At 68.1% G+C, this 26596-nt stretch carries 25 protein-coding genes; 18 read left to right on the top strand and 7 right to left on the bottom strand.

Features of this window, described 5'->3' with window-relative positions; translation table 11 throughout:
- Positions 1–35 precede the first annotated feature (35 nt).
- The 5 genes from JCQ34_RS11700 (at position 36) to JCQ34_RS11680 (ending at position 5415) form a co-directional block, all read left to right on the top strand.
- Positions 36–830 carry an ABC transporter ATP-binding protein gene (locus JCQ34_RS11700; RefSeq protein WP_286397752.1) on the top strand — a complete coding sequence of 265 codons (795 nt, stop codon included), beginning with the start codon at positions 36–38 and terminating at the stop codon, positions 828–830.
- Positions 812–2383: a transporter gene (locus JCQ34_RS11695; RefSeq protein WP_286397750.1), complete on the top strand. Its 1572-nt coding sequence runs from the start codon at positions 812–814 to the stop codon at positions 2381–2383. The genes JCQ34_RS11700 and JCQ34_RS11695 overlap by 19 nt, the downstream gene beginning before the upstream one ends.
- Before the next feature lie 21 nt (positions 2384–2404).
- The gene (gene nagB, locus JCQ34_RS11690) at positions 2405–3184 is read left to right on the top strand and encodes a glucosamine-6-phosphate deaminase (RefSeq protein WP_286397748.1); all 780 of its coding nucleotides are present in this window, start codon (positions 2405–2407) and stop codon (positions 3182–3184) included.
- Between the two features lie 108 nt (positions 3185–3292).
- Positions 3293–3631: a DUF3039 domain-containing protein gene (locus tag JCQ34_RS11685; RefSeq protein WP_142133448.1), complete on the top strand. Its 339-nt coding sequence runs from the start codon at positions 3293–3295 to the stop codon at positions 3629–3631.
- Complete coding sequence (locus tag JCQ34_RS11680) at positions 3631–5415, top strand: DEAD/DEAH box helicase (protein WP_142133449.1); 1785 nt, start codon at positions 3631–3633, stop codon at positions 5413–5415. The genes JCQ34_RS11685 and JCQ34_RS11680 overlap by 1 nt, the downstream gene beginning before the upstream one ends.
- A 4-nt stretch (positions 5416–5419) precedes the next feature.
- Here JCQ34_RS11680 and JCQ34_RS11675 read toward each other — a convergent pair whose 3' ends face one another.
- Together JCQ34_RS11675 and JCQ34_RS11670 are read right to left on the bottom strand one after the other, a co-directional pair.
- A complete protein-coding gene (locus JCQ34_RS11675; RefSeq protein ID WP_286397745.1) occupies positions 5420–6067 on the bottom strand; it encodes an isochorismatase family protein in 648 nt (215 codons plus the stop codon).
- 9 nt (positions 6068–6076) lie between these two features.
- Positions 6077–7405, bottom strand: a complete 1329-nt coding sequence (locus tag JCQ34_RS11670) for a nicotinate phosphoribosyltransferase (RefSeq protein ID WP_286397743.1) — start codon at positions 7403–7405, stop codon at positions 6077–6079.
- Positions 7406–7443: 38 nt separating this feature from the next.
- Here JCQ34_RS11670 and clpS point away from each other — a divergent pair, with 38 nt between their 5' ends.
- From clpS to rdgB, 6 genes are all read left to right on the top strand, one after another.
- Positions 7444–7827, top strand: a complete 384-nt coding sequence (gene clpS / locus JCQ34_RS11665) for an ATP-dependent Clp protease adapter ClpS (protein WP_286397741.1) — start codon at positions 7444–7446, stop codon at positions 7825–7827.
- On the top strand, positions 7820–8386 hold the full coding sequence (locus tag JCQ34_RS11660) for a DUF2017 domain-containing protein (protein WP_286397739.1): 567 nt from the start codon (positions 7820–7822) through the stop codon (positions 8384–8386). The genes clpS and JCQ34_RS11660 overlap by 8 nt, the downstream gene beginning before the upstream one ends.
- A 66-nt stretch (positions 8387–8452) precedes the next feature.
- A complete protein-coding gene (gene murI, locus JCQ34_RS11655) occupies positions 8453–9523 on the top strand; it encodes a glutamate racemase (RefSeq protein WP_434738908.1) in 1071 nt (356 codons plus the stop codon).
- Positions 9520–10317 (top strand): MBL fold metallo-hydrolase, encoded by a 798-nt coding sequence (locus JCQ34_RS11650; protein WP_286397735.1) that lies wholly within the window; start codon positions 9520–9522, stop codon positions 10315–10317. The genes murI and JCQ34_RS11650 overlap by 4 nt, the downstream gene beginning before the upstream one ends.
- A gap of 85 nt (positions 10318–10402) precedes the next feature.
- Complete coding sequence (rph, locus tag JCQ34_RS11645; RefSeq protein WP_142133456.1) at positions 10403–11161, top strand: ribonuclease PH; 759 nt, start codon at positions 10403–10405, stop codon at positions 11159–11161.
- Complete coding sequence (gene rdgB / locus JCQ34_RS11640; RefSeq protein WP_286397732.1) at positions 11158–11805, top strand: RdgB/HAM1 family non-canonical purine NTP pyrophosphatase; 648 nt, start codon at positions 11158–11160, stop codon at positions 11803–11805. Before rph ends, rdgB begins: the two co-directional genes overlap by 4 nt.
- Before the next feature lie 70 nt (positions 11806–11875).
- On the opposite strand, the gene JCQ34_RS11635 is transcribed toward rdgB, so the two are convergent.
- Entirely contained in the window at positions 11876–12670 is a 795-nt protein-coding gene (locus JCQ34_RS11635; RefSeq protein ID WP_286404468.1) for a VTT domain-containing protein, read from the bottom strand.
- Between the two features lie 82 nt (positions 12671–12752).
- On the opposite strand from JCQ34_RS11635, the gene JCQ34_RS11630 reads away from it, so the two are divergent.
- A complete protein-coding gene (locus JCQ34_RS11630) occupies positions 12753–13814 on the top strand; it encodes an exonuclease domain-containing protein (RefSeq protein ID WP_286397729.1) in 1062 nt (353 codons plus the stop codon).
- A gap of 108 nt (positions 13815–13922) precedes the next feature.
- Complete coding sequence (locus JCQ34_RS11625) at positions 13923–14402, top strand: DUF4395 domain-containing protein (protein WP_142133459.1); 480 nt, start codon at positions 13923–13925, stop codon at positions 14400–14402.
- On the opposite strand, the gene JCQ34_RS11620 is transcribed toward JCQ34_RS11625, so the two are convergent.
- On the bottom strand, positions 14383–15468 hold the full coding sequence (locus tag JCQ34_RS11620; RefSeq protein WP_286397726.1) for an ADP-ribosylglycohydrolase family protein: 1086 nt from the start codon (positions 15466–15468) through the stop codon (positions 14383–14385). The genes JCQ34_RS11625 and JCQ34_RS11620 overlap by 20 nt on opposite strands.
- A gap of 164 nt (positions 15469–15632) precedes the next feature.
- Here JCQ34_RS11620 and JCQ34_RS11615 point away from each other — a divergent pair, with 164 nt between their 5' ends.
- From JCQ34_RS11615 to JCQ34_RS11600, 4 genes are all read left to right on the top strand, one after another.
- Positions 15633–16655 (top strand): aquaporin, encoded by a 1023-nt coding sequence (locus JCQ34_RS11615; protein ID WP_286397724.1) that lies wholly within the window; start codon positions 15633–15635, stop codon positions 16653–16655.
- Positions 16656–16722: 67 nt separating this feature from the next.
- Positions 16723–17901, top strand: coding sequence for an exonuclease SbcCD subunit D (locus JCQ34_RS11610; protein WP_286397722.1), 1179 nt, complete (start codon positions 16723–16725; stop codon positions 17899–17901).
- Positions 17898–21023, top strand: a complete 3126-nt coding sequence (locus JCQ34_RS11605; protein WP_286397720.1) for an AAA family ATPase — start codon at positions 17898–17900, stop codon at positions 21021–21023. Before JCQ34_RS11610 ends, JCQ34_RS11605 begins: the two co-directional genes overlap by 4 nt.
- 83 nt (positions 21024–21106) lie before the next feature.
- Entirely contained in the window at positions 21107–22426 is a 1320-nt protein-coding gene (locus JCQ34_RS11600) for an MFS transporter (RefSeq protein ID WP_434738907.1), read from the top strand.
- Between the two features lie 66 nt (positions 22427–22492).
- On the opposite strand, the gene JCQ34_RS11595 is transcribed toward JCQ34_RS11600, so the two are convergent.
- Positions 22493–23227: an IclR family transcriptional regulator gene (locus tag JCQ34_RS11595; protein ID WP_286397719.1), complete on the bottom strand. Its 735-nt coding sequence runs from the start codon at positions 23225–23227 to the stop codon at positions 22493–22495.
- Between the two features lie 253 nt (positions 23228–23480).
- Between JCQ34_RS11595 and JCQ34_RS11590 the strand changes: the two genes are divergently transcribed.
- Positions 23481–24815, top strand: coding sequence for an MFS transporter (locus tag JCQ34_RS11590; RefSeq protein ID WP_286397717.1), 1335 nt, complete (start codon positions 23481–23483; stop codon positions 24813–24815).
- Positions 24816–25008: 193 nt separating this feature from the next.
- Here JCQ34_RS11590 and JCQ34_RS11585 read toward each other — a convergent pair whose 3' ends face one another.
- Together JCQ34_RS11585 and JCQ34_RS11580 are read right to left on the bottom strand one after the other, a co-directional pair.
- Positions 25009–25656, bottom strand: a complete 648-nt coding sequence (locus JCQ34_RS11585; RefSeq protein ID WP_286397716.1) for a phosphoribosyltransferase — start codon at positions 25654–25656, stop codon at positions 25009–25011.
- Between the two features lie 99 nt (positions 25657–25755).
- A complete protein-coding gene (locus tag JCQ34_RS11580) occupies positions 25756–26583 on the bottom strand; it encodes an alpha/beta fold hydrolase (RefSeq protein WP_286397715.1) in 828 nt (275 codons plus the stop codon).
- Positions 26584–26596 lie beyond the last annotated feature (13 nt).

Below are 26596 nucleotides of genomic sequence, written 5' to 3'. Positions count from 1 at the left end.
CCCCGCGGCGGTGGTCCGCCGACTAGGCTGGCCTCATGACTGCTCCGATCCCCGGCCAGGCGCCGAATCCCGGGCCAACGGTGGCCCTTTCCATCCGCGGGCTGGCCAAAAGGTTTGGCGGGAAAATCGCGGTGGACGGCATCAGCCTGGAAGTCCCGGCGGGCTCGTTTTTCGGCATCGTGGGACCCAACGGTGCAGGCAAGACCACCACGCTCTCCATGGCCACCGGCCTCCTGCGCCCCGATTTCGGCACCGCCGTGGTGCACGGTGTGGACGTCTGGCAGCACCCGCTGGAAGCCAAGCGGCTCATGGGCATCCTGCCCGACGGTGTCCGCTTGTTCGACCGGCTCAGCGGAGAGCAGCTGATCACGTATGCCGGGCTGCTGCGCGGCATGGACAAGGCGGTGGTGGCCGCCCGGGTGGGGGAGCTGCTGGCAGCCATGGACCTTACCCAGGATGCCGGCACGCTGGTGGTGGACTACTCCGCCGGCATGACCAAGAAGATCGCCCTGGCGTCCGCCCTGATCCACGCCCCGCGGCTCCTGGTACTGGATGAGCCCTTCGAAGCCGTCGATCCGGTGTCGGCAGCGAACATCCGTTCCATCCTGGACCGGTACGTCGCCTCCGGTGGAACCGTCATCGTCTCCAGCCACGTGATGGACCTGGTGCAGCGCATGTGCGACCACGTCGCCGTGGTGGCCGGGGGCCGGATCCTGGCAGCGGGAACCGTGGATGAAGTGCGTGCCGGCATGTCCCTCGAGGACCGGTTTGTGCAGCTTGTGGGCGGCCACAGCCACACGGAAGGGCTGGAATGGTTGCGCACCTTCTGAGGCTCAAGCTCACGCTGCTGCGCAACGGACTGCGCCGGAGCCCCTGGCAGCTGGTGGGCATGGCCATCGCGGGGCTCTACGCGCTGGGAGTCGTGGCAACACTGGTCATTGCGCTCGTGCTGCTCAGGGCGGCCGGACCCGTGACCGCCCATACGGCGGTGGTCCTGGGCGGTTCCGCCGCCGTGCTGGGCTGGGGAGTGGTTCCGGTGGTGGCCTCGGCCACGGACATGACCCTCGACCCGGCCCGCTTCACCACCTTCGCCATACCCATGAAGCAGATGCTCGCCGGCCTGGCGCTCGGCGGGTTGATCGGCATTCCGGGGCTGGCCACCATGCTCGTGGCCCTGTCCACGGTGGCCACCTGGTCCCGCGGGCTGCTGCCCGCGCTCGCAGCCCTGATCGGCGCATTCCTTGGCGTCGTGACCTGCGTGGTCCTCGCCAAGGTGGTCACCACAGCTACGGCAAGCCTTGCCGCTTCCCGGCGGTTCAAGGACATCAGTGCCATCGCGTTCATGGTGCCACTGGTCCTGCTGGGCCCGATCGTGGCAGGCGTTGGCCGGGGCATCTCCGCCTCCACCGGATTCCTGCCCGAGTTCGCGCGGACCCTGTCCTGGACACCGCTTGGCGCCCCTTGGGCCCTCGGCGGTGACATCGCGTCGGGGCGGCCTGCGGAGGCCGGAGTGAAGCTGCTGCTTTCGGTGGCTGTCCTGGGCGCCCTTGCCTGGTGCTGGAAGCTGCTGCTTGAGCGCGCGCTGGTCATGCCGCCCTACGCCGGCGCCGGGAAGCGCAGGCGCGGAAGGCTGGGGCTGTTCGGCGTGCTGCCTGCCACACCCGCCGGTGCCGTGATGGCAAGGTCGCTCACTTACTGGCTCCGGGACCCGCGCTACTCCGGCTCCCTGGTGGTAATCCCGCTGCTGCCAGTGGTGCTGGCGTTCCAAGGGACACAAACCGGAAGCTACGGCAGCCTGGCCTTCCTGGCCCCGCTGGCCGCCTTCATCCTGGCCTGGTCAATCTCCGCCGACGTCTCCTATGACAACACGGCGTTTGCGCTGCACCTCGCCACCGGCGTTCGCGGCGTGGCTGACAGGCTGGGCAGGGCATTGGCGTGCCTGACGTTCGCCCTGCCGGTGGTGCTGGTGTTCTCGGTGGGCTACGCGGCGTTCACCGGCAACTGGGTGTCGTTGCCCGGGCAGCTGGGGCTCAGCTTGGGAATTCTCTTCACCGGCCTGGGCCTGTCCTCGGTGGTGTCCGCCCGTTATACGGTCATTGTCCCGCTGCCCGGGGACAGCCCGTTCAAGAAGCCCCCCGGCAACGTTGGGCAGACCATGGCCGTGCAGTTCGTCGGAATGCTGGTCCTGTTCGTTTTGGTCCTGCCCGAGGCCGCGCTGCTGATAGCAAACGCAGTGACCGGGAACATCCTGTTCGGCTGGCTCACCCTGGCGGCGGGCATTGTCCTGGGCCTGATCCTCTTCCTGGCCGGTGTCCGGCTGGGCGGCAAGTGGCTCGACACGCGCGGACCCGAGCTTCTGGCACAGGTCACCGTCAACCGATGACAGCTCAAGGAAAGGAACTCCATGGAGATAGTGATCCTTGGCGGCAGCAGGCAGATCGGAAAGCTCGCTGCCGACGCTATTGAACAGCTGATCCGGCGCAAGCCCGACGCTGTCCTGGGCCTGGCCACGGGCTCCTCGCCGCTGCCCGTCTACGACGAGCTCGCCGCCCGGCATGAACAGGGCCTGGACTTCAGCAGGGCCTCCGCTTTTGCGCTGGACGAGTACGTGGGCCTGCCCGCCGGCCACCCCGAGTCCTACCGTGAGGTGGTCCGCCGGGAATTCACCAACCGGGTGAACATCAAGCCGGAGAACGTCCATGGCCCCGACGGAATGGCCGCTGACGTCCCCGCTGCCTGCGAAGGCTACGAACAAGCCATCACTGCCGCCGGCGGTGTGGACCTGCAGCTGCTGGGCGTGGGCACCGACGGGCACATCGGCTTCAACGAACCAGGCTCTTCCTTCGCCTCCCGAACGCGGATCAAAAGCCTGATCGAACAGACGCGCCGGGACAACGCCCGGTTCTTCGACAGCCTCGCGGAGGTTCCGCACCACGTCATCACCCAAGGCCTGGCCACCATCATGGCAGCACGCCACGTGGTCCTCGTGGCCACGGGCGCGCAGAAGGCCCAGGCCGTCCGCGATTTCGTGGAGGGTCCCGTGGCCGCCATCTGCCCCGCGTCCGTGCTGCAGTTCCATCCGCACGCCACTGTCCTGCTGGACGAGGCCGCTGCCTCGGCCCTGAAACTGGCGGATTTCTACCGCCATACCTACGAAAACAAGCCCGCCTGGCAGGGGCTGTAACAAGGCCTGCGGGTGCCTCGCCAGGGAGCAAAAAGTACGACGGCGGGCGGTGCCGGAGTCCGGCGTGGGCGTGCCGCCGTCGAACGCCCGGCCGGCGGAACGGCTAAGATGGATGGCATGACTAGCATGACGGACCCTCTCGAAAACGACCCCATGCGCGAGCTTTCCGGGGCTGGAACGTCCACGGCCACCATTGAGCGCGAGGAACTGCGCCAGGAAGTGGAACCGGGGGACCGGGAGCGCTTCGCGCACTATGTGCGGAAGGAAAAGATCATGGAGTCCGCCATGACCGGGGAGCCCGTCATTGCCCTGTGCGGCAAGGTTTGGACCCCGGGCCGGGATCCGAAGAAATTCCCCGTTTGCCCCGAGTGCAAGGAGGTCTATGATGGCCTCCGCCCGGGCAACGACGGCGGGAAGGGTCCGGGCGGCTCGGGCAATAACAAGTAGTGACGGAGACGCTCTTTGGCGGTCCCACCCTGCCTCCGGCCTACCCGGAACGTGCAGCCTGGGGAACCGCCCCAAAACTCCGTGCCTGGCAGCAGGAAGCCCTCGACCTCTACCTGAAGAACAGCCCCCGCGACTTCCTCGCAGTGGCAACCCCCGGTGCCGGTAAGACCACCTTTGCGCTCCGGATCGCCTCCACCCTGATCGATTCAGGTGCCGTGAACCGCGTGACCATCGTTGCGCCCACGGACCACCTGAAGCGCCAGTGGGCGGACGCGGCCGCGAAGGTGGGCATTGCCATCGACCCCAACTTCAAGAACTCCGACGGCCAGCACGGCCGTGGCTTCATCGGCGTTGCCGTCACGTATGCCCAGGTAGCCAGCAAGCCAATGCTGCACCGCGCCAAGACAGAGGCTGCCCGCACCCTGGTGATCCTGGACGAGATCCACCATGGCGGCGAAGCGCTCTCCTGGGGTGACGGGCTGCGCGAAGCGTTCGATCCCGCCGTGCGCCGGCTGTCCCTGACGGGTACCCCGTTCCGTTCGGACACCTCGCCCATCCCGTTCGTGGAGTACGCGGAGGACCGGGACGGCATCCGGCGCTCCAAGGCTGACTACACCTACGGCTACGGCAACGCGCTCCGGGACCACGTGGTGCGACCCGTGATGTTCATGGCCTACTCCGGCCAGATGCGCTGGCGTACCAGCGCCGGCGAGGAAATGGCTGCGTCGCTTGGCGAGGCTGCGGTGACGAAGGACATCACGTCTCACGCCTGGCGCACGGCGCTTAACCCGGCGGGGGAATGGATTCCTGCCGTCCTGGCCGGTGCCGACAGACGGCTCAGCGAAGTCCGCCGCACCGTGCCCGACGCCGGCGGCCTGGTCATTGCCACCGATCACGAGGACGCCCGCGCCTATGCCGGCCAGCTGAAGAGGATCACCGGCGAATCACCCACCGTCATCCTCTCTGACGACGCCAAGGCCTCCAGCAAGATTGAGGAATTTTCGGCCGGTGACAAGCGCTGGATGGTGGCCGTCCGCATGGTGTCCGAAGGCGTTGACGTGCCCCGGCTCTCCGTCGGCGTTTACGCCACCTCCACGTCAACCCCGTTGTTCTTCGCCCAGGCCGTGGGACGTTTCGTGCGTGCCCGCAAACGGGGCGAGACGGCGTCGGTCTTCCTGCCTTCCGTCCCGCAGTTGATGGCGCTGGCCAACTCCATGGAGATGGAGCGGGACCACGCGCTGGACCGGCCGGAGAAGGAGGACGGCGATGGCCTCTTTAACCCGGAAGACTCGCTGATGGAAGAGGCCAACCGGGAGGAGAAGGCCTCGGACAGCCTGACCAAGGGCAAGTTCGAGGCGCTGGACTCCCAGGCCTCCTTTGACCGGGTGCTGTTCGACGGCGGCGAGTTCGGCACCGGCGGCGAAGTGGGGTCCGACGACGAAATGGACTTCCTGGGCATCCCCGGGCTCCTGGATGCCGAGCAGGTGGGTATGCTCCTGCGCCAACGCCAGCACGAGCAGTTGAACCGGCGGAACCGTAAGGCTCCTGCCGCGTCCGCTGAAAGTGCCGCACCCGCCGTGCCGGACCACCGCATGCTGATGGACCTGCGCAACGAGCTGGCCAAGAACGTGGCGGCCTGGTCCGCGCGGACCGGCACGCCCCACGGTGTGGTCCACACCAAGCTGCGGACCGTCTGCGGCGGCCCGCCCGTGGCGCAGGCCAACGAGGAACAGCTGAAGTCCCGGCTGCGCAAGCTCCAGGACTGGTTCGTGGGCCGCAAGTAGCGGCTCAGGCGATGTCGGCCCCGCCGAGTTCCAGCTCGGCCACGGTGTCTTCCAGGTCCTCGGCGATCCCGGCGGTCAGCGACCTCACCACCGTGACGCCGTACCCTGCCTGGACGGCATCCAGTGCCGTGGCCTTCACGCAGTAGTCGGTGGCGATGCCCACCACCACCAGGTCCTCCACGTCGTGGCTCTGCAGCCAGTCGTCGAGGCCGATGGCGTCGTCGCCCGGCTCCAGTGACTCGGCGTCCATTTCACCGCCGCCGCCAGGCAGCGCCCCGGCCTGGCGTTCGCCCGTGGGGACGGCGTCCTCGGGAGCCAGCAGGCCCTCGAACCCGGAGTAGGCGGCAGCGAACTGTCCTTTCCGGAAGTACGCGTCCACATATTCGGTGTCCAGGTCCGGGTGGAGCTCCGCTCCGCGGGTGCCTGCCACGCAGTGCCGCGGCCAGCTGTCCTTGTAGTCCGGCGTATCCGAGAAGTGGCTGCCGGGATCAATGTGCCAGTCCTGGGTGGCGATGACATAGTCGAACTCGCGGTGATGGGCGTCCAGGTACTCGCTGATGGCTCCAGCCACCGCCGCCCCGCCCGGAACGGCAAGCGAGCCGCCCTCGCAGAAATCGTTCTGGACATCCACGATGATCAAAGCGCGGGCCATCAGTGCTCCTTAGTTGTCTTCGTAGAGAGTGGGAATTGCGGCCTCGCCGCGCTGCAAGCGGTTGACCACGGGCGGCAGTTCGGCCATGGAGTCCGCATGGCGCTGCCGCGCGCGGAGCACGCCCTCGTGCCCGGTCCAACCCGGAAGCAGTTCGCCGTTCTTCATGAACTGCTGCAGCAGCGGGCGGTCGTTGCCGTCGTCCTCAGGCCGGTGGCCCACGCCCACCACCTCGGCGGTGGCCCTGCCGCGTTCGTCCAGCTTCCGCAGCGCGTACTTGCGCCCGCCCACGCTGGCCTTGTTCTTGGCAGCCTTTGCCACGGATACGAAGTTGCCGTCATCGTCCGTGCGGCTGACCAGTTTGTAGACCATGCTGGCGGTGGGGGCGCCGGAACCGGTCACCAGCGAGGTGCCCACCCCATAGGAGTCCACAGGGGCTGACTGCAGGGCCGCGATGGCGTACTCGTCCAGGTCGGAGGTGACCACGATCTTGGTGTGCTCGTTGCCCAGGTCGTCCAGCAGCCGGCGCACCCACTGTGCCTGGGCCACCAGGTCGCCCGAGTCCAGCCGGACGGCGCCCAGCCGGGGCCCTGCCAGGTCAACGGCCGTGCGGACGGCCTTTTCGACGTCGTACGTGTCCACCAGGAGGGACGTGCCCTCGCCCAGCGAGGCAATCTGGGCCTCGAAGGCCTCCCGCTCCGTGTCGTGCAGGAGGGTGAAGGAGTGGGCGGCGGTGCCCACGGTCTTCACGCCGTAGCGGATGCCCGCCTCGAGGTTGGAGGTGCTGTCGAAGCCGGCGATGATGGCGGCCCGCGCCGAGGCTGTGGCGGCTTCCTCATGGGTGCGCCGTGAGCCCATTTCAATGCAGGGCCGGCCGCCCGCCGCGCTCACCATCCGCGAAGCGGCGGAGGCGATGGCGGTGTCGTGGTTGAGCACCGAGAGCAGGTAGGTCTCCAGCATGCAGGCCTCCGCGAACGACGCCTCCACGATCAGGATGGGGGAGTTGGGGAAGTACGCGTCGCCTTCGGCGTAGCCCCAAATGTCCCCGGAGAATTTGTAGCTGGCCAGGTATTCGAGCGTCTCGCGGTTGACCACGTGCGTGCGCTCCAGGAACTCCAGTTCGGCCTCGCCGAAGCGGAAGTTCGCAATGCCCTCCAGGAGCCGTCCGGTGCCGGCAACGATGCCGTAGCGCCGTCCGTCGGGCAGCCGCCGCGCGAACGCCTCGAAAACCGACCTGCGGTGCGCGGCCCCCGAATGGAGGGCTGCCTGCAGCATGGTCAGCTCGTAGTGGTCGGTGTAAAAGGACGTGCGGGGATGGTCCCAGCCGGCTGAGGTGCTCACGACAGTCACTCTAGTAGCCAGCCCCATAGAATGGACAGATGACCATAAGCGTTGCGCCCGGCCCTGATACACAGGAGGGCATCCGGACCGGCACAGCAGAGTCCACCGACTCCCTGACCGCGCCGGACATCCCCTGGAACCTGGTGATCTGGAACGATCCCGTCAATCTCATGAGCTACGTCAGTTACGTGTTCCAAAGCTACTTTGGCTACTCGGAGACCAAGGCGAACAAGCTGATGATGGAGGTCCACAAGAAGGGCCGGTCCATCGTCGCGTCGGGCAGCAAGGAACAGGTGGAGCGCCACGCCGTGGCCATGCACGGTTTTGGGCTCTGGGCCACGGTGGAGAAGGCCAGCGGCGGCCCCGGCGGCAATTCGGGCAAGTCCGGCGGTCCGGGCCAGGGTAAGGGGAAGCGTGGCTAAGGCATTCAAATACGGACTCAAAGGCATCACCGGCTTCCTGGAACCGGCCGAACGGGACCTGCTGCGCAGCCTGATTGACGATGTCATTTCCATGCTCCAGCCGGAGGACCGCGCCGGGCAGGACCCGCTTGCGGCGCTGATTGGACTCGACATGGACGTGGCCGAGCCAACGGACCGTGCCGTTAAGCGGCTGCTGCCCAACGTGGCCAAGGACGACGGCGGCGCGTCCCTTGAGTTCCGCCAGCTCACCGAGCGTTCACTGCGGGAAACAAAGATCGGCGCGCTGCGTGCGGCGGCGCTGGACCTGGACAAGGACGAGATCGTGCTGACGCCCGAGGGCGCAAAGCACTGGTCCATGGCGCTGAACGATGTGCGCCTTGTGCTGGCAGAGCGGCTGGACATCAGGGACGAAGCCGACGCCGAGCATGTCCACCGCATGCAGGACTGGTCCCAGGCCGAGGACGTGGAGAGCTACCTGGCGCTGGTGTACAACTTCACCACCTGGCTGCAGGAGTCCCTGGTCCAGGCCATGCTGCAGTCCATGGAATCCCGCCGGTGAGCCACGGCGGCCAGGGGGAGGCCGTCCGCTGTGATACAGCAGACACGAGTCGCCGGACACAAGATGATGACTGACGCTTCCGGGACCACCTATCCTCGAATAACCATGACAACAGCCTCGAGCGCGGAACCACCGGCGGAAACAGAGCCCGCGGCCGCCGCAAGCGACCTGCCGGACGCCGCCCCTGAAGCCCGGCCCATCGGCGTCTTCGACTCCGGCGTTGGCGGCCTCACCGTGGCCCGGTCCATCATCGACCAACTGCCCAACGAGTCCATCCTCTATGTGGGGGACACCGCGCACGGCCCCTACGGGCCGCTGCCCATCGCGGAGGTGCGGGCCAACGCCCTGGGCGTAATGGACGAACTGGTGGACTCCGGCGTCAAGCTGCTCACCATCGCCTGCAATTCGGCGTCGGCCGCTGTCCTGCGGGACGCCCGTGAGCGGTACACCGCCAAGTACGGCATCCCGGTCATCGAGGTCATCCAGCCCGCGGTGCGGCGCGCCGTTGCCGCCACCCGCAGTGGGAAGGTCGGCGTGATTGGGACCTCCGCAACCATTGGTTCGCGCGCCTATGACGACACCTTTGCCGCGGCACCGGACCTGGAGATCACCTCCGCGGCCTGTCCCGAGTTCGTCAGCTACGTGGAGGCCGGCATCACCACCGGTCCCGGCCTGCTGGCCGTCGCGGAGGAATACCTTGCCCCGCTCAAGGCAGCCGGCGTGGACACCGTGGTGCTGGGCTGCACCCACTACCCGCTGCTGACAGGCGTCATCTCCTACGTCATGGGCGCCGACGTCACGCTGGTGTCCAGCGCTGAAGAGACCGCCAAAGACGTCTACCGGGCCCTCGCCACCCACAATTTGCAGCGGATCTCCGAGGCCCCGCCCGAGCACCACTTCGTAGCCACCGGCGACGCCGGGCAGTTCGAGGCGCTCGCCCGGCGGTTCCTGGGCCCGGAAGTACTCTCGGTCCGGCACGTGGACCATGTGGCCGCCCAGTACCCCACAGGGAGCCTGGCGCGCATTACTCCTGAGATGATCGCCGCCGCGCAAAGCGCACGCAACCGCCCCAGGATCTCCAACTTCGTGGGCGGCGGGTTCGCCGGGGCGCGCCGCGGTGGGGGTTCCGCCCAGTGAAGCTGACCATCGTGGGGTGCACGGGCTCGTTCCCCGGGCCCGGCTCGCCGGCGTCGTGCTACCTCCTGACCGCCACTGACGGCGAGCGGACCTGGAAGGTGGTGATGGACCTCGGCAGCGGTGCCTTGGGGGCCATCCAGCGGTACACGGACCTGGAGGATATCGACGCGATCTTCCTCACCCACCTGCACCCGGACCACTGCATGGACCTGTGCGGCCTGCACGTGGCCATCCGCTGGAAGCCCGGAGGCTGGGGCCGCGGCCGGATTCCCGTGTGGGGCCCCGCCGCCACGGCGGACCGCATGGCCACCGCCTACGGGCTGGACCTGGACCCGGGCATGCATGAGGAGTTCGACTTCACCAACTGGGCCGAACGCAAGCCGGTGACTGTGGGCCCCTTCACCGTCACCCCGTTCACCGTGAACCATCCCATCGAGGAGGCCTACGCCCTCCGGGTGGAAGTGGTGGAACCGGGCAAGGACGGCGCCCCGGTATCCCGCGTCCTGACCTATTCCGGTGATACCGATTCCTGCGCCGGCCTCGAGGAAGCTGCCAAGGACGCGGACCTGTTCCTGTGCGAGGCAGCCTTCGAAGAAGGCCGGGATGACGGCATCAACGACGTCCACCTCACGGGCAAACGGGCCGGGGAAGCGGCAGCAGCTGCCGGTGCACGGCGGCTCCTGCTGACCCACATCCCGGTGTGGACCTCCCAGACCACCGTCATGGCCGAAGCCCGCCCGGTGTTCCCGGGCGACGTTGCCGTGGCGGTGGCAGGCGTGCACTACACCATCTAGCCGGCCTGCGTTGCTGTGCGGCGTTGTCCTTGCCGGCACCCACTGCACCGCCACCGGCCGCACCGGCACTCGATAAGCTAAAGCCATGACATCTGAAGCAACTGCAGTGCCCATTGTGCGCGCCGACGGCCGTGCCCCCGACCAGCTCCGGCCCATCAGCATCACCCGCGGATGGTCCAACCAGGCTGAAGGATCCGCACTGATCGAGTTCGGCAACACCAGGGTGCTGTGCACAGCCTCGCTGACGGCCGGCGTTCCGCGCTGGCTCAAAGGCGAGGGCCGCGGCTGGGTCACGGCGGAGTACGCCATGCTGCCCCGCGCCACCAACACCCGTTCGGACCGCGAGTCCGTCAAGGGCAAGATCGGCGGCCGCACCCACGAGATCTCGCGGCTGATCGGACGCTCGCTGCGCTCCATCATCGACACCAAGGCCCTGGGCGAGAACACCATCGTGCTGGACTGCGACGTCCTCCAGGCCGACGGCGGCACGCGCACCGCAGCCATTACCGGCGCGTATGTAGCCCTGGCCGATTCCATCCGGTTTGCCCGCGACAACAAGCTCATTGCCCGGAATGCCCAGCCGCTCATCGATACCATCGCGGCCGTGTCCGTGGGCATCATCGACGGCGTCCCCATGCTGGACCTGCCGTACGTGGAGGACGTCCGGGCCGAAACCGACATGAACGTGGTGGTCACGGGCTCGGGCAAGTTCGTTGAGGTGCAGGGAACCGCAGAGGGTGCCCCGTTCGACCGGGACGAGCTGAACCAGCTGCTGGACCTGGCGCTGCTGGGAACGGCCCAGCTGGCCGCCATCCAGCGCGAGACCCTGGCGGACACCCTGTGAGCGGCGCGGCGCCCCGGCTGGTGCTCGCCACGCACAACAAAGGCAAACTCCGGGAGCTCCGCGAACTGCTGCGCGGGCAGGTGCCCGGGCTCGACGTCGATACACAGGTGGTGGACGCCGCTGCGGCGGGTGCGCCGGACGTCGTCGAAACCGGCGTGACGTTCGCCGAGAACTCGCTGCTTAAGGCGCGGGCAGTGGCCGGTGCCACCGGCCTGGTGGCCATTGCCGACGACTCCGGGCTGGCCGTGGACGTCATGGGCGGTGCTCCGGGTATCTTCTCTGCCCGCTGGGCCGGACGGCACGGAGACGATGCCGCCAACCTGGAACTGCTGCTGAACCAGCTGTCCGATGTCCCGGACGAACACCGCGGGGCGGCGTTCGTGTGCGCTGCCGCCCTCGCCCTGCCGGCCGATGGCGACGGCCCGGGCAGGGAAGTGGTGGAGTACGGGCAGCTTGAGGGGATCCTCCTGCGCGAACCGCGGGGAGCCGGCGGATTCGGCTACGATCCGGTGCTGCAGCCGGCCGGGGAGGACCGCAGCTGCGCCGAGCTGTCCGCGGAGGAAAAGAACGCCATCAGCCACCGCGGCAAGGCGTTCCGGGCCCTGCTGCCGTCGATCGTGGCAGCCCTGGAAGCGGCGGGCTAGGAGAATAAAAAAGGTGCGCACCCGCATGGGGTGCGCACCTTTTTTGCTGCCACTGGAGGGTGGAGCGTTGCTACTCCGGCCGGCTGCCGTGGATGTTGCGGGGCGTCTTCTGGTCCTCTTCCGGTCCGTGCTCCTCAATGAACTCGTCCACGGCGTCGGTGCCATAGGCCTGTGCCTGGCGCTTGGCGGACAGGCCGCGCAGGACCTCGATGCCGATGGGAATCACCGAGACCAGCACGATGGCAATGAAGATGATGTCCAGGTTGTCGCGGACCCACGGCACCTTGTCGCCCAGCAGGTAGCCGAGCAGCGTGACACCGCCGCCCCAGAGCACGGCGCCGATGACGTTGTACAGGAAGAACTTCCGCCTGCTCATCTGTGCAACGCCGACAATGACGGGAACGAACGTGCGGATGATGGGCACGAAGCGGGCCAGGATCAGGGCCTTGCCGCCGTGCTTTTCAAAGAATGCGTGGGCGTTCTCCACATTCTCCCGCTTGAACAGCTTGGAGTTGGGCTTGTTGAAGATGGCGGGCCCCGCCTTGGACCCGATGAGGTAGCCGGTCTGGTTGCCGATGATCGCCGAGACCACGATCAGCAGGGCCAGGAGCCAGATGTTGAACTTGATGGTGTCCGTGGCCACCAGCAGGCCGGCGGTGAACAGCATGGAGTCGCCCGGCAGGAAGAATCCCACCAGCAGGCCTGTCTCGGCGAAGATGATTCCGCACACCAGCAGGACCACCCAGGGGGCGAGCGCCGGATCGGCCAGGAAGACCTGGGGGTTCAGCCAATCGGGCAGGAAGGAAGCCATTCTTGGCTGGACCGGTCCCGCGCCGGCCAGCATGGACACCGCGAGGTCATTCATCACAGGAAAGTTCACCCCTCAAGGGTACTTGACGGGCCTGTCCCTCCCCGGGTGGGACATCCGCGGCGGTAAGGTAGGGGCCGTGGGTTTGGACTTTACGGCGATCGACTTCGAAACGGCCAACGGCTTCCGCGGCTCCCCGTGCTCCGTGGGGCTGACGAAGGTCAGGGGCGGCAGGATCGTCGAAGAGGCCTCCTGGCTGATGCGTCCACCGTCCGGGTACGACCACTTCGACCACCACAATGTCAGGATCCACGGGATCACTCCAGCCGACGTTGCCGGCATGCCCCGCTTCGGTGAGCTGTTCCCTGAAATTGGTGCCTTCATCGGAGACGACGTACTGGCGGCCCATAACGCCGCGTTCGACCTGGGCGTGATCCGCTCGGCACTGGAAGTATCCGGCCTGCCCGGCCCCGCCTATGACTATGTCTGCACCGTCATGCTGTCCCGGCGCTGCTACTCACTGGTCTCCAACTCGCTCCCGTTTGCCGCCGAGGAAGCAGGCGTCCCGCTGGTGAACCATCACGACGCCACGGAGGATGCCCGTGCCTGCGCCGGCATCCTCATTGACATCGCCGCCCGCAACGGTGCCAACAGCATCGCCGAGCTCTATCTTTCGCTGGGCCTGGCCGTACCGCGCCAGCACGCCTTCGATCCCGCCAGGGGCGGGCTGTCCAAGCCCACCCTCGCGGCGGTCGCCGGCGCTTCGGGCAACGGCGCCGCGCTGGTCCGACGGTTCGAGTCCGGCTGGCCCGAGGAAGGGGCCAACCCCGAGCCCAATGCGGACGCCGAAGCCAGCCACCCGCTGTACGCCCAGACAGTTGTGTTCACCGGGCAACTTTCCATCGACCGCCCGGAGGCGAAGCTCCGCTCGGCCCGGTGCGGCGCCCGGACGGAAAGCCGGGTCACGGCCCGCACCACGGTCCTGGTGGTGGGGGACGGGTTTGTTGCCTCCGACCTGCGCTCGGGCAGGCTCACCGGAAAGGCGCGCCGCGTCCTGGAACTGCACGAGCGGGGACAGGCCATCGAGGTGCTGTCCGAGGGCGAGTTCCTGCAGATGGTGGGCGGGGACGTCCCCGGAAGTCCGCAGGCTGCGGGTGCGGATAGCTGGAACGGTGCACTGGCACCTGCGGTCAGCGCCTGAGCCCCATGCACTGACCGGTTCGCCCTGACCCGGCATGGGCCGGGGCGCCCACGGTAATCCGGCGCAACAAAGCTTGGCCGCCTGACGGCAGCCTCCTACTCTTGCGTCATGTCCTCCCTGTTCGCGTTTCCCAATCCCGTCAATGAGTACGCTGCCCGTGTCACCGCCGCGCTCGTGGTGCTGCTCGCCGTCGTCACCGCCGTGGCAGGTTCCGGGTGGGGGCTGCTGGCCATTGCCGTCGGGTTCTGGCTCCGGCTGCTTTTCGGCCCGCGGATTTCGCCCCTGGCGCTGCTCTCGGTGAAGGTCATCACTCCCCGGCTGGGAAAGGTGCGGCTTGTTTCCGGGCCGCCCAAGCGCTTTGCACAGGGGATCGGCGCAGCAGTGTCCACCGCAGCGCTGCTCCTGTTCGCTGCAGGCGCGGCACCGGCGGCCTGGACGCTCCTGGGCGTCCTGGTGGTCGCGGCGTCACTGGAGGCCTTCGCAGGATTCTGCCTGGGCTGCACCATCTTCGGGTTCCTGCAGCGCCGTGGACTGATCCCGGAGGACGTCTGCGAGGCCTGCAACAACATCAGCCTTCGCCGGTCGTAACCTTCACCAGCTGATCTGCCATGCCCCGGATGACCTCCGGAGCTTCGAGGACCTCAACCCATTCCGCGGGCAGGCAGTCCTCCCCGTACAGGGCGCCCAGGATGTTTCCCGCCAGCGAGCCTGGCGTATCGCTGCCGCCGCTGTGGTTCACGGCCACCGCCAAGGCGTCCCGGAAATGCTTGTCCGGCTGCGCGTCCGCAGCGCCGGCCGGAACCGTGGCAAGCACGGCGTAAAGCGCGACGGCGAGGGCCTCCTCCGCCAGCCATCCTTCGCCCAGTGCCTGCACCAGTTCCTCCGGGGCAACAGTCGGCGTCTCCGCGAGGCGGATGGCGGCCTGCAGCCGCTCCGGCAGTTCCGGCGCGGCCTCCGGAAGGGTGCCGGCGTGGGCAGCGACTGCGGCCGCAGCGTCCCGCAGCGCCTCCCCGGACACCAGCCGATGGATCAGAAGGCTGAAGATTCCGGCACTTTGGTGGGCCGCGGGATGCCCGTGCGTCAGGGCGGCGGCGTCGGCACTCAGCTTGTAGACGGCGTCGGGCGTGATATGTGGAATCAGCCCAAACGGGGCTGACCGCATCACCGTACCGGGGCCTTTTGCGCCGGGGTTGACGGGGCGGATACTGGTTCCCATTTCGCCGGTGGCCAGCCCGCTGATGCAGTCCTTGTCCGGGTGCCGCCGCTGCCGGAGCACCTCGTTGCCGTCGATCCAACGGGGCTGGGGTACCGGTGCGGACGGCCCGGCGTCCTCGCCCTGGGTGGCCAGCCAGCGCAGGTAGGCCAGCCAAAGGCAGGCGTTTACGTCCGCGCCCACTCCCGCGTTGGCCCATTCCAGTGCCTCCACCAGGCCGTCAACGGTATACAGGGTCAGTTGGGTGTCATCGGAAAAGTGGCGGGGGCCGGACAGGTCCCCAAGCCCGGTCAGGCCCTGGGCACCGAAGCGTTCCCGGATTTCGGCGATCGAATCAGACTCCACCGCGTAGCCCAGCGCATCTCCCAGCGCTCCGCCCAACAGGCAGCCGTGGATCCGGGACTTGAGGGTGGGCGCGGGAATGCCGGGGTCAGTGCTCATGCTGTCAATGTACCGTCCTCCGCACGGGCGCCGGTCAACCCCTGGCTCTGGCGCACCGTCAACAGCTGATGTCCAGCAAACGCACAGCCTTGGCTGGAATACTGCTCGGGTTGCCGTGGCCAGTCCGCCAGCAACCACCTGACTCCCACACGTAAGGTTTCCCCATGAGCACCCCCGTCCCAGCCCGCGACGCACTGCAGCCCGGCGGTACTGACACCGCCCCCGGCGGCCTGCTGCCCCGCCTGGTGGCCGAGGCCTTCGGCAGCCTCTTCCTGGCCGTGGCCGGGCTGGGTGTGCCCCTGTTCAGCATTCCGCAGTCCAGCCCTGTGCCCGCCGCGCTTGCTGCCGGGCTGGCCACCACCGCCGCGATGCTCGCCTTCGGACATGTCTCCGGCGGCCACTTCAACCCCGCCATCACCTTGGGACACCTTCTCGCCGGGCGGATCCGTGCCGGTGCTGCCGCAGCCTACGCCGCCGCGCAGGTGGTGGGCGCCCTGGTGGGTGCCCTCGCCCTGTTCGGCATCCTCCGGACCCTGCCCAGCATTCCGGACAGCCGCACGGCCTTCGACACCGTGGCAGCAGGTTTTGCTGACCACTCCATCATCCAGGCGCCCCTCGCCGCCGTCGTGCTCCTGGAACTGCTCGGCGCCGCGATCATCGTGGCAGTCTTCCTCGGCGCAGCCGGCCGCGGCGGCAACCGCACCGTGGCTGCCGTTGCCGTGGGACTGTCCTTCGCGGCCCTTCTCCAGGTGGGCCAGTCAGTGGGAAACCTGCCCTTCAACCCCGCCCGCGCCTTGGCCTCCGCCGTCTTCAGCTCCGGCTGGGCCTTGGGGCAGCTGTGGGTCTTCCTGGTGGCGCCGCTGGCAGGGGCCGCCATCGCCGGCCTGGCATTCCGCATCACCGCGGGCGCTGAGCCTGCTGCAGGCGCGGCGCCCGCAGCTTCCGAGGACGACGAGGCTGGTGGGAACCGGCGGGGCCCGGACGCCCCGGAGGCGGGCGACGGCGACGCCGACGGCCTTGATGCGGACGGTGCCGGCGCGGACAGCCTGGACGGGGCCAACCTGGGCAATGACGACGACGGCGCCGCGGCCCCCAGGGCCGGTGCCGGTACGCCAGCCACGGCTGGGCGGCGGGAGAAGTCCCGTGTCAGCGAGGCCCAGGAGTTCTTCGACGGCAAACGGTCCTGACACTCCACCGATACTCTGCACCGCGGCGTTTTTCTGAAGTGTCAGTGGCTGCCGATAGCTTAGGAATATGCGGTTACTTCACACCTCGGACTGGCATCTTGGCCGTTCGTTCCACGGCGTCGGCATGCTGGACGCCCAGCGCGCCTTTGTCGACCAGTTGGTGGCAGCGGTCCAGCGGGACGGCGTTGACGTCGTCCTGATTGCCGGGGACGTCTACGACCGCGCACTGCCGGGCGTGGACGTGGTCCACCTGCTTGACGACGCCCTGGTCCGGCTCACTGCCGCGGGGGCCAAAGTGGTCCTCACCAGCGGCAACCACGACTCCGCCATCCGGCTCGGCTTCGCCTCCCGGCTGCTGGAGCGCGGGGGAGTACACCTGCGCACCAGGGTGGAAGACCTGGCCCAGCCTCTCCTGCTTCCGATGGGAAGGGATGCGGCCGGTGGGGAAGCCGTGCTGGCGCTTTACGGCATCCCGTGGCTTGAGCCCCGGCTCGTCAGTGAGCAGCTCGGGGTGGCAACGGCGAGCCATTTCGAGGTCACCCGCGCAGCAACCGGCCTGATCCGGGAGGACATCGCACGCAGGTCGGAGTCCGCCACCGTCCATTCGGTGGTCCTGGCCCACACGTTCGCCAGCGGGGGCATCAGTTCGGACAGCGAGCGGGACCTCAGCATCGGTGGGGTCGGCGCGGTGCCGCTGGACCTGTTTGACGGCTTCACCTACACGGCGCTGGGCCACCTGCACGGCCGGCAGCAGCTCTCGGAAGGCGTCAGGTATTCAGGCTCGCCGCTGGCCTATTCCTTCTCGGAGTCAACGCACCAGAAAGGGGCCTGGCTCGTGGACATCGGTCCGGAGGGCCTCACCTCGGTGTCAGCGGTCCAATGGGAAGCCCCACGTGCCCTGGCCGTACTGCGGGGAGAGCTGGAGGACCTCCTGGCGGAACCCGCCCACACCTGGGCCGAAGCCGCCTATTGCCAAATCACCCTCACGGACGCCCAGCGTCCCGCCCGTGCCATGGAACGGCTCCGCACCCGGTTTCCGGACACCCTGGTCCTGGCATTCGATCCCCAGGGCGCGTCAGCCGCTGCGCAGGCGAGCTACAGCAGCAGGCTTGCCGGTGCACCGGACGACCTGGCTGTCTGCTGTGGCTTCCTGGAACACGTGAGGGGTCGGAGCGCGGACCAGGCGGAAAAGGCCGCGCTCGCCGCTGCGCTGGAAAACATCAGGCTGCTGGAGGCATCGCGGTGAGGATCCACCATTTGCGCATCTCGGGGTTCGGCCCTTTCGCAGGCACCGAGGACATCGACTTTGACCGGCTCAGCGCCCACGGTCTCTTCCTGCTGAACGGGCCCACAGGTGCGGGAAAGACCAGTGTGCTGGACGCCATCTGCTTTGCCCTCTACGGGTCTGTCCCGGGAGCCCGGCAGGACGGCAAGCGGCTGCGCAGCGATCACGCGGAGCCCGGGCAGGAACCTGCCGTCACCTGTGAGTTTTCCGCGCAGGGCCGCCGCTTCGAGGTGACACGCTCCCCGGCCTGGGAGAAGCCCAGTGCCAGGGGTAAGAACGGCTTCACAGTTCAACAGGCCAAAACACTGCTCCGGGAGCGGGTGGACGGGGCCTGGGTGGAAAAGTCGGCCCGCAATGATGAAGCCGGTGCCGAAATCATGGCGCTGCTGGGCATGGACCGCGAACAGTTCACCCGCGTGGTGATGCTGCCCCAGGGCGACTTCGCTGCCTTCCTCCGCTCCAAGGCTGCGGACCGCCTGGACCTGCTGCAGAAGCTTTTCGGCACCCAGCGGTTTGAGGCCCTGGAACAGGAACTGTCCCGGCAGTCCGCTGCAGCCCGGGAGGACGTGGCGGTCCTGTCCGGGCAACTCGGACTCCTGGCCTCGCGGGCCGAAACTGAAGCCGCTCCGCTGCAGCTCCCGGAGGAAGGCGCCCCGGCCGCCGACGACGTCCCCCGCCGCCTCGCATGGCTGCAGGATTCCGCCGCGCTGCGCCTCGCCGAACTCAGGGACCGCGCCGCTGCCGCCGGGGCCGCCAGCCAGGACCGCCGCAACGAGGCGGAACAGGAGGCCGCGCGGGATGGGAGGAACCGGAAACTCCAGGCCGCCATCGAGCGGCAGCAGGCCGTGGAAGAAGGGGCCCAACGGCTGGAGGAGCTTCTGTCCCGGCTCGGGCGCCACCGCCAGGCCGAAGTCCTCCAGGGACAGCTGCAAGCCGTGGACGCCGCATCGGCCAAGGTGCGCAGTGCCGCGGCCGCGGCCGAATCCGCCATGACGCTGCTCCGGCTGGCCGCCGGCGATGGCGGGGAACTGGCACAGCTCAGCCTGGAACCGGCGGCGGAAGCTGCCGATGCGGGATTGGAGTCCGTAACTTCCGCCGGAACCGCCGCAGCCGGTGAACATGGCGCTTCCGCCAAGGGCAGCGTGCCAGGGGCCGCGGAAGAACTGGGCCGGCTGCGGTCGCTGTTGGCGGTAGTCGAGGCACGGCTGCCGGACGAGGACAGGCTCCGGGACCTCCGAATGCGGCACGGGGTTCTGTCCGGGAAGCAGGAGGAACTCCAGCAGGACGTGGAGACGCTGGGCAACACCGTCTCGCAGCTGCTGGTGGAACGCGAACAGCTGGTGGACGGCATGGACCGGCTGGAAACCCGGTCCACCGACGCCGCGCTGCGCCGCAAGGAAGCTGCCGCCGCCGCGGAACTGCTGGATGTGGTCCGGCGCCACGGTTCCGCCGTCAAAGCCCTGGGCCTCGTCAAAGCCCGCCACTCAGACTCGCGGGAAAACCTGTTGGAGGCCAAGCGCCGCTGGCTGGACGTGCGGGAGGAACGCCTGGCCAATGCCGCATCCGAACTGGCCGCGAAGCTGGTTGACGGAGAACCCTGTGCCGTATGCGGCAGCGGGCACCATCCCAGTCCCGCAGATGCAGGCAGCGGAGGGCCGGGCCTGGCCCAGGAAGAGGAACAAGCCCACAGCATTTTCGAGGCCACAGAGGCAGCGCACGCCGCGGTTACGGCTGAACTTGCCAAGGCTGAGCAGGCGGTGGCTGTTCTCGCCGGACAAGGCGGGAACACCCCTGCGGCAGAAGCGCGCGCTGCAGCGGATGCTGCCCTCGCCGCCGCAAACGATGCCGAGCAGGCAATGGAGGAACTCCGGAGCAGGCGGCAGCGGCTCGAAGCGTTGGATGCTGGCCTCGGGCAGGCCCGGTCAGGCGTGGCAGAAGCGGAGGCGGACCGGTCCCGGGTTGCCGCTTCCCTTGCCGAGCTGGCTGAACAGGCTGGTTCCCTGGACAAAGGTTTGGCAGGCCTGCGCGGCGGCCACCGGAGCCTGGACCGCCGCCTGCGGGCACTTGAGGAAGCCGTGGCGGTCCTGGGTAAAGCGGTCGAAGCCCAGTCACGCGTGGATGCTGCATTGCTGCAGGCCGGCGAAGCGCAGGAACACCTTGAACGTGCCCTGCCGGAAGCTGGCTTCGCCACTGTCGCCGACGTCCGCGGCCAGCTCCTTGGAGCCTCTGAGGCCGCGGCCCTGGACGCCGCAATCCGTGCTGCCCAGGACGAGGCCGCCCGCGTGGCCGGATTGTTCGAGTCCGAGGACATCGTGCTGGCACTGGCTGAGGCCGCGGAGGGCTTCCAGGTGGACGAGGAACGGCTGACAGGACTGCGCGCCGGAGCGGCGGCTGCCCAGAACGAAGCCCGGGAGGCCGATTTGGCTGCTGGCCTGGCCGCCCGCTGCGTGGCCTCGCTGACGTCGATTGCTGCCGAATACGAGGCGCTGGCCTGCTCGTCACGGCAGCCTGCGGAGAAGGCACAAATGCTCACGGGATTGGCTGATGCCGCGTCCGGCCGGGGCGAGAACACCTACCGGATGAGCCTCAACAGCTACGTGCTGGCCGCCCGGCTGGAACAGGTGGCCCTCGCCGCGTCCGAACGGCTGGTGGCTATGAGCGATGGCCGTTACCTGCTCCAGCACACGGACGCCAAAGCCGCCCGGGGTGCGAAGTCAGGGCTGGGACTCGAAGTTGTGGACCAGTGGACCGGCTACCACCGGGACACGTCCACCCTGTCCGGCGGCGAATCCTTCATGGCGTCGCTCTCCCTGGCCCTGGGCCTGGCGGACGTTGTCCAGCAGGAGGCCGGAGGAGTCGAGATCGAGACCCTGTTCGTGGATGAGGGTTTTGGAAGCCTGGACGAACAGTCGCTGGAACAGGTGATGGATGCCCTTGAGGGGCTCCGCGACGGCGGCAGGGTAGTGGGGCTTGTCAGCCATGTGGCCGAGATGAAACAGCGGATCGGCACGCAGCTGCAGGTACACAAGAGCCGGAACGGTTCCACGCTGCGGATCTCCGAAAGCCTGGACGCGCTCGTCTGACCGCGGCCGATATACTGTTACGCGTTACCGGGTTGCGCGCATCGGGAGGAGGGACGATGCGCACTTACTGAGCGAGCCCGGAATTGACTCCACAAATTTCTCCTTCAAGCACCAGCGACACCCCCGCCCGCGTCTCCGCCTCGAACCCGGTGCCAGGGCCGGCCCCCGGACGCTTTTCGCGCCTCCCGCAGCTCGCAGGCCGGAGCTTCATCCCCCTGGGGCTATTCGCGAGACTTCCGCTGGCCATGCTGACCATGGGCACGCTTACCCTGGTCACTTCCGTCAGCGGGTCCTTTGCCGCCGGCGGAACAGCCGCCGGCGCGGTGGGCATCGGCTCGGCCCTTGGCGCCCCGCTGCTGGGATCCCTGGCGGACCGGAGCGGACAGCGGCCAATCCTGCTGCTCTCCGCCGTGCTCAATACCCTGGCCGTACTGGCCCTGGTGCTCACCGCCAACGCCACTGCTGCAGCCGGGGATTTCCCGCTTGCTGTCCTGGCGGTTGCCTTCGCAGCCGGCGCCACCAGCCCGCAGGTGGGACCCCTGGCGCGCGTACGGTGGATGTCCCTGACGGGCAACGCGGATGGTACGGCTCCGCCCTCCGATCCTGCCCGCGACCTGGATACGGCACTCTCCTACGAGAGCACCGCGGATGAGGTGACCTTCGTCCTGGGGCCGGCCCTGGTGGGAATCCTGGCCAGCCTTGTTGCACCGTGGCTGCCGCTGGCACTGGCCGCGGCCCTGACCATCACGCTGGTGCCCGGCTTCGCCGTCCATCCCACCCACCGGGCGGTTCCGGCCGCCCGTCGTTCCCCGGGCAGGAAGAGTCGCGGTGCGGGCGGCCCTGCAAAGCTGCCGTGGGTGGTGGCCCTGCCGGTCTTTGCCATGGTCTGCATGGGGACATTCTTCGGTTCCACCCAGGCCGCCCTGAGCGCATTCGCCGCCGGGCTCGCCGGCACCGAAATAGCGGGGCTGCTGTACGCCGTCATGGGCCTCAGCTCGGCTGCCGCGGCCCTCTCAGTTGCCTATTGGCCCCGCCGCGCGGGCCTGCCGCTGCGCTGGGTGTTGTGTGCTGTCCTGATGGCAGCACTGGCCGTCCTGCTGCTGGTGCCGTCGTCGCTGCCCACGATGGCGGCGGTCCTGCTGCTCCTCGGGCTGCCGGTGGGCCCGGTGATGGTCACCGTCTTCGCCGTGGGCGGGAGGGTGGCACCCGCCGGCAGGCTGGGCACGGTCATGACCGCGCTCGCCAGCGGGATTGTCGCCGGAACGGCCCTCGGGTCCTCTTTGGGGGGACAGCTGGCGCAGCTGTACGGGCCCGGCGCCGCGTTCCTTGTCCCGGTCGGTGCTGCGGTGACGCTTGCGCTGCTTGGCGCGGGAGCCGCCGTCGTGCTCCGCCGAAAGGACTGACAGGGCAGCCTGCACGGCGCACCCTGGACCGCCTGTCCGGCCGCTGTTTTGCCGTGGCGTGTACTGCTAGGCGAGCTGGCTCTCGATCCGTGCCGCGCTCTGGGCGATGGCGGCCCCCACGGCTTCCGGGTCTTGGGCGGAACGGATGTAGACGACCGCGAGGGCTGCCGGACGTCCGCCAGGCACCCGGACCGGGGCTGCCAGCGAGGAGACCCCGGCGATGACCTCGTCATGGCTGGCTGAGTAGCCCCTCCTCCGGGCTTCCAACGCCTCCGGCCGGTAGGGGATACCGGTGTCCAGCCGGTCCCACTCCGGTTCGGTGAGGGCCGACTGGATGGCAATACCCGGCGCCCCCGCATTGATGGGGTGGCGCGTGCCGGGACGCTGGGCCACGCTGGCTCCCGAATGCCTCGGTTCGACAGTAACGAGCGTGATGCAGTCGTGGTGGTCCCAGACCGCCACGAAAGCCGTCATGTCCAGCGAGTTTGCCAGCTGGGTGAGCTCCGGGAGGGCGGCGCTCTGAAGGTTGCGGGATACGCCGCGCGCCAGGACCGCCAGGCCAGGCCCGGGCTGGACCCGTCCGGCGTCGTCCCGCACCAGGAGGGAATGGTCTTCCAAGGTGCGCAGGATCCGGTACGCCACCGAACGGTGGACACCCATGGCCTCGGCCAGTTCGGCGATGGTCAGCGGGCCGGGTGCGGCCGCAAGGATCTCGAGCGCACGGATGCCGCGCGACAGGGTCTGGGAAGGCGAAGCCTGCGGCGCAGCTCCGGCTTGGGCTGCCGCTGCTGGAGGAGTCATGTTGTCCATCCTAGGTTGCAGGCCGCCCCATCCGTGACCCTTGTCTCGATTCCCGGGAGGCGGTATTGTCCTCAATACGAACTTGCAGTTCAAATATAGAACATGTCTTCCGCGGCTGCTTAGCCGCTAAAAATCCCCAAAGTCCGTGTTCCGCATCACGTTTTCGTAGTACCCTACTAACTAACTGACCGTTCTGTCGGTAATTCTGAAGGCGTCCGGGTGGCATTGCTGCCCAATAAACAATGGAGTTTCAATGACCACACCTTCCAAGGTGGACACCCTCGCTGGTCCCAGCAGTCGGCGCGAGGAGCGCAAGGTCCTCGCCGGCACCCTGGTCGGCACCACAATCGAGTGGTACGACTTCTTCATCTTTGCCCAGCTGACCGCAACGCTGCTGTCACCGCTGTTCCTCGCACCCTTGAACGAATCCAACCCCGGCCTGGCCCAGATTCTCTCCTTTGCCCTCATCGGCATCAGCTTCCTGTTCCGTCCGCTCGGCGCCGTCATCGCCGGTCACCTGGGCGACCGCCTGGGCCGGAAGGCCATGCTGGTCTTCACCCTGGTGATGATGGGCGCGGCCACCGCCCTGATCGGCATGCTGCCCACTTACGCGCAGATCGGCGCCTGGGCTCCCGTGCTGCTGATCCTGCTGCGGGTCATCCAGGGCTTCTCCGCCGGCGGCGAGTGGGGCGGTGCCGCCCTCATGGCCGTCGAGCACGCGCCGGTCAACCGCCGCGGACTCTTCGGCGCCTACCCGCAGATCGGCGTGCCCGTGGGCATGATCCTGGCCACCGGCCTGCTGTTCTTCCTCAACACCAGCATGTCCAAGGAAGACTTCGCTGCCTGGGGCTGGCGCGTGCCGTTCCTGCTCTCCATCGTCCTGATCGTGGTGGGCTACCTGATCCGCCGGGCCGTCGCCGAAAGCCCGGTCTTCCAGGAGATGGCAATGCGCAAGAAGGAGAGCAAGGCGCCCCTGGGCGAACTGATCCGGAACCACAAGCTGCCGGTGCTGTACTCCACCCTGATCTTCATCGGCAACAACGCAGCCGGTTATCTGCTGATTGCGTTCTTCATCTCCTACGCCACCAAGACGCTGAAGATGCCCACGCCGCAGATTCTCCTGGCCACCACTCTGGCCTCCTTCGGCTGGCTGATCTTCACCCTGGTGGGCGGCTGGCTCTCCGACCGCATTGGCCGCGTCAAGACGTTCCTGATCGGCTACGCCATCGTCTTCGCATGGATGATCCCCATGTTTGCCCTGATCGACACCAAGGACATCATGCTCTACGGCGTCGCCCTTTTCGTCCTGACCGTTGGCCTGGGCCTGTCCTACGGACCCATGTCCGCCATGTACGCCGAGATGTTCCCCGCAAACGTCCGCTACTCAGGCATCTCCATCGGGTACGCCTTCGGCGCCATCCTGGGCGGAGCCTTTGCAGCCACCATCGCGGAATCGCTGCTGCAGTCCACTAAGTGGACAGGCTCAATCGGCATCTACATCATGATCCTCTGCGTCATCTCCGCCGTCGGCGTGGTGCTGGCCAAAGAAACCAAGGGCCGTCCGCTGGGCGTCAGCAGCCACCACTAGTCCCCACCCTCCCCCTAACCTCGCTTCGCTTCGGCCAGGGAACCCGGACGGCGTGGGCCCAGCCACCGTCACCCTAGCCTTGCTTCGCTTCGGCCAGGGAACCCGGACGGCGTGGGCCCGCCCACCCGCCGCCAAGCGCGCAAACAGCAGGCCCGGACCGCTTGGTCCGGGCCTGCTGTTTGTCCAGGTGTTGCTACTGTGCCAGCAGCCTGACTGCGTCGTCGTCGCTCAGTTGCGGAAAGCGCCGGTAGTGGCTCCCCACGGCCCGGAACTTGCCGGGCAGGTGCAGGCAGACCACCGCGTCGCATACCCGCTCCAGTAACGCCTGGGCATCAACCGAACCCACGGGGGCGGCGGCAATCACCGCAGCAGCGCCACCTTCCCGCACGGCCTCGACGGCGGCGCGCATCGTGGCGCCGGTGGCCAGGCCGTCATCCACCAGGAGTACGGTCTTGTCCGCTACGTCCATACCGGCCCCCGGGTAAAGCCCCGCCCGGCGGAGCAGTTCGGCCCGTTCGCGGTCTTCCACGGCGTTCAGCGATTCCCGGGAAACCCCATGTTCCAGGACCCGCTCCAGCAGCGGTTTATTGATCAGCCGGACCGTGCGGCCCCGGGCCAGGGCCAGGGCGCCGTACGCGGTTTCCTCGTGCCCGGGGATCCCCAGCTTGCGCACCAGGACGGTGCCCAGGGGCAGGCCCAGCGCCGTTGCCGCAGCCGCCGCGACCGCGATGCCCCCGCGGGCCAGGCCCAGGACCACGGTGTCCGGGCGCTCCCGGAACTGGGCCAGGGCAGCGGCAAGGCGTTGTCCGCCCTCCGTGCGGTCCTCGAAACGCGTCCCCATGTTTCCTTCCCGGCGCTCTGTCGCTGACCGCCGCGGCCCGTCGTCAGCAAACGTTCAAGGGCTGCTGTCTGGTTTCCGGCGGCAGCAGACTGGTATCGCTCAGACGGCCAGGAACGAAATGGCGGCCTGCTTGAAGGCCCTGCTGGTGATGGCGTTGGTGTGGTTCCGGCCCGGAAGGATCACCTGTTCGGCCATGGACCCCGCGCTGCCGGCGAGTTCGGCAAGCTTGGGCAACGTCGCCGCCCGTTCGTCCTTGTCTCCAGCCACCAGCAGCATGGGAACGTGGGGGACCGCTTCGGCCGGGTCATAGGGCTCCGCCTTGATGGCCTCCACGAGCGACAGGAGCGCGAAGATGTTGTTGCTGGGCAGCAGCAGCGCCATCTTGAGCAGCTGGGCGGTGGACTCGTCCTTGATCGGCGTGCCGTCTGCCAGATAGTCCTGGGCGGCTACGAGGTCGAAGGCCGCCAGGGGGTCGGAGTCGTTGGGGCCGCCAAGCACCAGCCGGTGCACCAGCTCGGGCTGGGTTGCCGCAAACTCCCAGGCGAGCCGGGAGCCCAGGGAATAGCCCACCACGTCCAGCCCGCTGGAAGGATCGCCGTCCTGCAAGGGCCGGGCGCCGGCGTCGAACGCTGCCTGCAGCAGGTCCGCACGGATACGGCTGGGGGAGTAGGAGTCCATGTCCTCGGGCGCACCACTGCGGCCGTGACCGGGCAGGTCCACCGTGATCACCCGTCGGCCGGCGTCGAGCAGGGCCGAGACCCAGCCTGTGTCCTCCCAGTTGAGCTTGGATGAGGAGGAGAAGCCATGCAGCAGCAAGACGGGCCGAAGCCCTGCGTCGGCCGCGGGTTCGTGGACCGCCACATACATCTGCGGGTCGGTGCCCTCAACGGTGTGCGCCTGCTGCTGGCCGCTGTGCCTGCCGCTCATGGTGTCAGTTCCC

The organism is Pseudarthrobacter defluvii, from assembly GCF_030323865.1.
In the GTDB taxonomy this organism is placed as follows: domain Bacteria; phylum Actinomycetota; class Actinomycetes; order Actinomycetales; family Micrococcaceae; genus Arthrobacter; species Arthrobacter sedimenti.
This window is presented reverse-complemented; position numbering and strand designations above follow the sequence as displayed.